We start from the raw sequence: 4,999 nt of genomic DNA on the forward strand, positions 1-4,999 counted from the left end.
GCCTTTCCAATGATGGTCTGGCTTTTTTTTCATAGCTTAAAATGTTAAAATTTACGATAAGGCTAATTTAGGAAGATCCGGACAATCATGCCGGCTTCCTGCTTTAGCTGGATTCGTTCAACATCATGTATAAAACATTGGGGTTTAAGTGGTTAATTGAAGCATTCTGCCCCACATCAGCGTTTGTTTCGGCAGACAGTGTCGAAGCCCACAATCCCCAACGTTTCATACATGTGACCGTTGGCGGTCATGCAAAAATGAAAACAACAGAACTACATAAAAGATATTTCATCGCTGAGCAAAAACTAATTGACCAGTATGAGAACCAGTTTGACTTAGTGAACCGAGACGAAACTAATTGGACTGCTACTTACATGGACAAAGAAACAGGAGATGAGTGGCTTTCCTACCGAGTAGACCCTGAATATCATGGTGGCGGAAATCCAGTTATGTGCAGGTTACCATTACCAGACACAACTAAACTCATCGACATTGCTTTACAGACAGAAAATGAAGATGAAGTTTTTGCTGCATGTCGGACTCTTGTAAATAACGAACAACTGAAGAAAACAGATTTTCGCTCTGACTTAATTAGCCGAATAGAAAATTTGAAAAATAAAGAAAGACAAAAAAGAATTATTGAACTGACAGGACTTGACTCGGACTTGAACAGACGAGAAATCATTGGAAAAACTTCAGACCAAGTCGACAAAGACTCAAAGTACTTTCAGGACATAGCAAAAAAAGCGATGAAATTAAAGAAATAAAAAAAGCACGACCCGCCAACATCGGCTATAGCAAATGCGGGCTGACTGCTTAAAAATGAAAATATTACAACTAAATAACATTCAGTCTGGCGGACAAAGATTCGGTTTCAAAGTCCCGCACTTGCCATAGCCAGGGCCGTTGTAGCACATTTAAAAAGAGACTATTGAAAATTAGGATTTACATGCTCATTTTATCCCTTTTCACAGTTCTGACAAGTTGTGACCCGGTTCATGACTTGACATTAGAGAATAGAACAAATCAAGCTATTGAAGTCGTTTACCAACCTTATCTTGACACTAGACAATTAAATGGATTGGAACCTGAGAAAATAATTATCCAAGGACAAGAAATGAATATGGTAACTTTGGATTCAAGCGAAACAATTACCATTGGGATAGTAACAGCAATGTATACACCTTTTGCTAGCGATATTGATTTGGATTATTTGGAAATTAGATATGGTTCAGACACTTTGCGACTGACGGGAAAAAATGCGATACTAACTACAATTCAAAAGGTTGAAAAACTTGATTGGAGATTAATAATAAAATAAAAAACGTGCTACAATCGTGTAGACGGCCGTGAGCTATAAACTCACGGTGCGCCTCACACACCACTCCCGAAAGCTTTCGGGATACGGGTCTCTTACCTGTCTGCTGACAAGGCAGGTACGGCGGTTCGTAAAGCATAGGGATGCCGCTCTTTACACCAACATCCCCTTTCCGATACTTCTAAGATAAGGCTACGCAAAGGCTCCTTATCGAACCCGCCTGACGGACGGCCAGGTTTTCACTTCACAATACGTTCGGCCCTTCATCAACTCGTGAGAACTCTTCGGTTTTACGAAGCTCAAGTCCTGTTGATTACTATGGCCTCTGCTGACTTCTTGGCTCATAGAAAACTAATCTATTCCAAGATCTCCCCAGAGCCCGTGCCGATCCCTATCGGCATAAGGGCATATTCCTTCCCCCAATATCCACTGGATCTACCTGACAGGTGCCTGATGGTTTTTCCACCCTTGGACGTCAGTATGATGTGCTACCTCATCCGCCCTGTCGGGCCTCAGTATCCAGTTCCTGTTCGTTGGAACCGGGGTTTGCAGTCTCGCTTCCCTGCCCTCCGAGAGGCGGGCTTCACTCCATGCTTCACAGCAAACGAGCTTGCGACTTGCTAATGCTTCGGGAAACTACTCCCGCACATAAGGGATACCGATAGTTATCGGCACAGGCATTTCACCCTCTGGAATAATTTGGTATCTTCGATACCTGATGCCCATGCTGGGCACACACATCGGCTATAGCAAATTCGGGCTGACTGCTTAAAAATGAAGACATTGCAACTAAATAACATTCGGTTTGGTGGACAAAGATTAGGCTTCGAAGCCCCGCACTTGCCATAGCCAGGGCCGGTATGTAACGGGATGTGTAAAATCATATAATATAAGTTTTAATAACTAATGACACGATATTTAAAAATGTTTAAAACCAGTTTCTTAGTAAGACTAGTACTAATAGTATCATTATTTGTAAGTTGTAGTAAAACACCTATTACAGGTACTTATGAAAAAAATCAAAGTCTGCCTTTCGGAGAAATCAAACCAAAAGGATGGATTTATAATCAAATATCACGAGATTTAGATGTTGGTATAACAGGTAATTTTGATAAGATTGGTAAAACAGTAAATTATGAATTGTTTGTCAATAGTAATCGAGAATCTGATAAAAAGTATGATGGTTTAAAATGTTGGTGGAGTGGAGAGCATGAAGGGTATTGGAAAGATGCTGTTTTGAGAGGTGCTTTACTAACCGAAAATCCCAAATATAAAAAAAGAGCCGTTGAATGGATGGATGCCATACTTTCTAATATTGACGATTCGGGATATATTGGCATCTATGGTGTTGATAGCAGATATAACCACAAGGGAGAAAATGGAGAATTATGGACAAAAAGTAGAATACTAATGCCTATTTTGGCTTATTATGAGTATAGTAAAGATGAAAAAGTATTAGAAGCTGTCGAGAAATCAGTTCAACTTACCATATCTCACTATACAGAAAAAACAGCTTGGGTAAAAGGGCAAGGCGGTGTTTCTCATGGAGTTGGTTATTTCGAAGTTTTAGAATGGCTTTATAGAATTACTCAAAACACGTTATATAAAGATTTTTCAATAAAATTATATGAAGATTTTTGTCAAGCAGAATTAAGTAATGATGATTTGAAAACACAAAAATTGATTAACCCACTATTGAAGTTTAAAGGTCATGGAGCACATGTTGCAGAGGGTTTTTTAATGCCTCAATATATGGCAACATTAAATCCAAATGACACTCTAATGTTTGCTGCCGAACAAGCTATAAAAAAACTTAACTACCATTCAACACCAGGTGGAGCGATGCTATGTGCCGAAGCTGTTAATGAAAAGAAAGGTTCTGCAAATGATTATTATGAATATTGTGCTACTACTGAGTTTATAAACCCTTTGGGAGTTATTTTTTCTTTAACAGGTGATTTTTCTATTGCGGACAGAATTGAAAAAATGACATTTAACGCACTACAAGGAGGTAGACTTCCTGACTTGAAAGGACTTTCTTATTTAACAAGCGAAAATAGAATGGATATTTCTAAAAATAATCATGGTGGACGTGAAACTTACGATGCTTATCATAAAGCTGCTGCTTGTTGTGCTCTTAATGGCGGACGTGTTCTGCCTTACTATATTCAGCATATGTGGAAAAAGAATTTATCAGAAAATAAGCTAGTAGCTGCTCTATACGGTCCAAGTCAGCTTTCAACACAATTAAATGATGTACAAATTCAAATAAATGAACAAACGGATTATCCTTTTTCTGATGTAATAAAATTTGAGATGAACAACAGTAAGGCATCAACTTTTGATTTAGTATTAAGAAAACCTCATGGCTGTAATATAATTGAGGTTGAAGGAATCAATAAAAATGAAATTCAAGATTATAAAGATAAAATTGTTATTTCTAGAAAATGGGAACAGAAAAATGTCTTTTCGATAAAATTTAATTTCGAAGTAGAGGTGAAAGATATTAATAAAGATGTTTATTTTCAAAGAGGAGCTCTAGTTTACGCAATGCCTTTTGAGTATAAAACGGATACTTTAAGGCAACATAATGATACCAATTTTTACCAGGTTAGAATGAGTAGAATACATTCGGAAGACATGAACTATTCTGTGAATAGGAACACTGAATTTAAGTTTTCTAAAACAAAAAACACCAATCACGATTTTCCTTTTGACAAACCTATGGTAAGTTTAAGAGGTAATATTTTAATAAATAATGAAAGTAATGAAATGAAAACTTTGATTCCTCTAGGAAATACCGTTCTTAGAAAGGTCTCTTTTCAAGTTAATAATAAATAAATCATCTGATAACCGCAACATACAACAATGGCTTATAAATAATGCGGGCTTCAGTTGTAATCAACGCTACTACCCTTCTCTTCCGCCAAAACAAGTTTTGACGGCTTATTTTGATAAATTTAAGCCACAAAAATTGGTTTGGCTCACATCGTGCGCAGATTGAAAACTATCGCATTTCAACCCCCGCACTATCCATAGCCGGGCCGTTGTACAACAGTTATACTATCACATTGAAACACTTAAAGATTTTAATTCTAATCATTTTCTGCTTTGCATGTAAACCATATCAAAATGGAAAATCTGATATTTGTCTTTATGAAGCGGGAATCCCATCAGTACTTACTTTACAATCAAACAGCTTTTCAACTTCGGACTATGGAATAATACGCGGTCAAATTCTGAACAGACTTGATAGCCTACCAATAAATAGTGCAATAATAGACCTTACTGAAATAGGTATTTTCACGGATGATAATGGAAAGTTTTCAATCGATTTGGCTCCAGATGAGTATGATATAGAATTTAAAGCTTTAGGATTTAATTCTCTTTCAAAAAGATTTGATTTAAGAAATAAGGAAATTATTAACTTAAAAGTTTATCTCGGAGTTTCAGATTCGTGGAGTGATTTCTCAACTGATAATCCCAGAAAATTAAAAAAAGTCATTCGACAGCAAAATAAAGAGAGAAAAGCTAAGTATGGAAATTAAAAAACCGTTGTACAATAACTAAGCATTCTGACGGCTGGAACAGCCTAGTCTGAATGCAGTGTTGAACGAGTGGTGCTGTGAATGGGTTAAATTATGGGGAAAGCTATTTCCTCTTTTGTATTTTTGGAGGTTG

4 protein-coding genes are annotated in these 4,999 nt (G+C 37.0%); all 4 read left to right on the forward strand.

The genetic code is table 11. The features are described from left to right. The first annotated feature begins 125 nt into the window (after window positions 1-125). Complete coding sequence (locus IFO69_RS21485; protein ID WP_192012218.1) at window positions 126-767, forward strand: hypothetical protein; 642 nt, start codon at window positions 126-128, stop codon at window positions 765-767. A 236-nt stretch (window positions 768-1,003) separates the two neighbouring features. Next, window positions 1,004-1,321: a hypothetical protein gene (locus IFO69_RS21490; protein WP_192012219.1), complete on the forward strand. Its 318-nt coding sequence runs from the start codon at window positions 1,004-1,006 to the stop codon at window positions 1,319-1,321. A 921-nt stretch (window positions 1,322-2,242) separates the two neighbouring features. Further along, the gene (locus IFO69_RS21495) at window positions 2,243-4,159 is read left to right on the forward strand and encodes a beta-L-arabinofuranosidase domain-containing protein (protein ID WP_192012220.1); all 1,917 of its coding nucleotides are present in this window, start codon (window positions 2,243-2,245) and stop codon (window positions 4,157-4,159) included. A gap of 230 nt (window positions 4,160-4,389) precedes the next feature. Further along, complete coding sequence (locus IFO69_RS21500; RefSeq protein WP_192012221.1) at window positions 4,390-4,866, forward strand: carboxypeptidase-like regulatory domain-containing protein; 477 nt, start codon at window positions 4,390-4,392, stop codon at window positions 4,864-4,866. The last annotated feature ends 133 nt before the right edge of the window (window positions 4,867-4,999 follow it).

Origin of the sequence: Echinicola arenosa (assembly GCF_014841125.1) — a bacterium.
GTDB classification, from domain to species: domain Bacteria; phylum Bacteroidota; class Bacteroidia; order Cytophagales; family Cyclobacteriaceae; genus Echinicola; species Echinicola arenosa.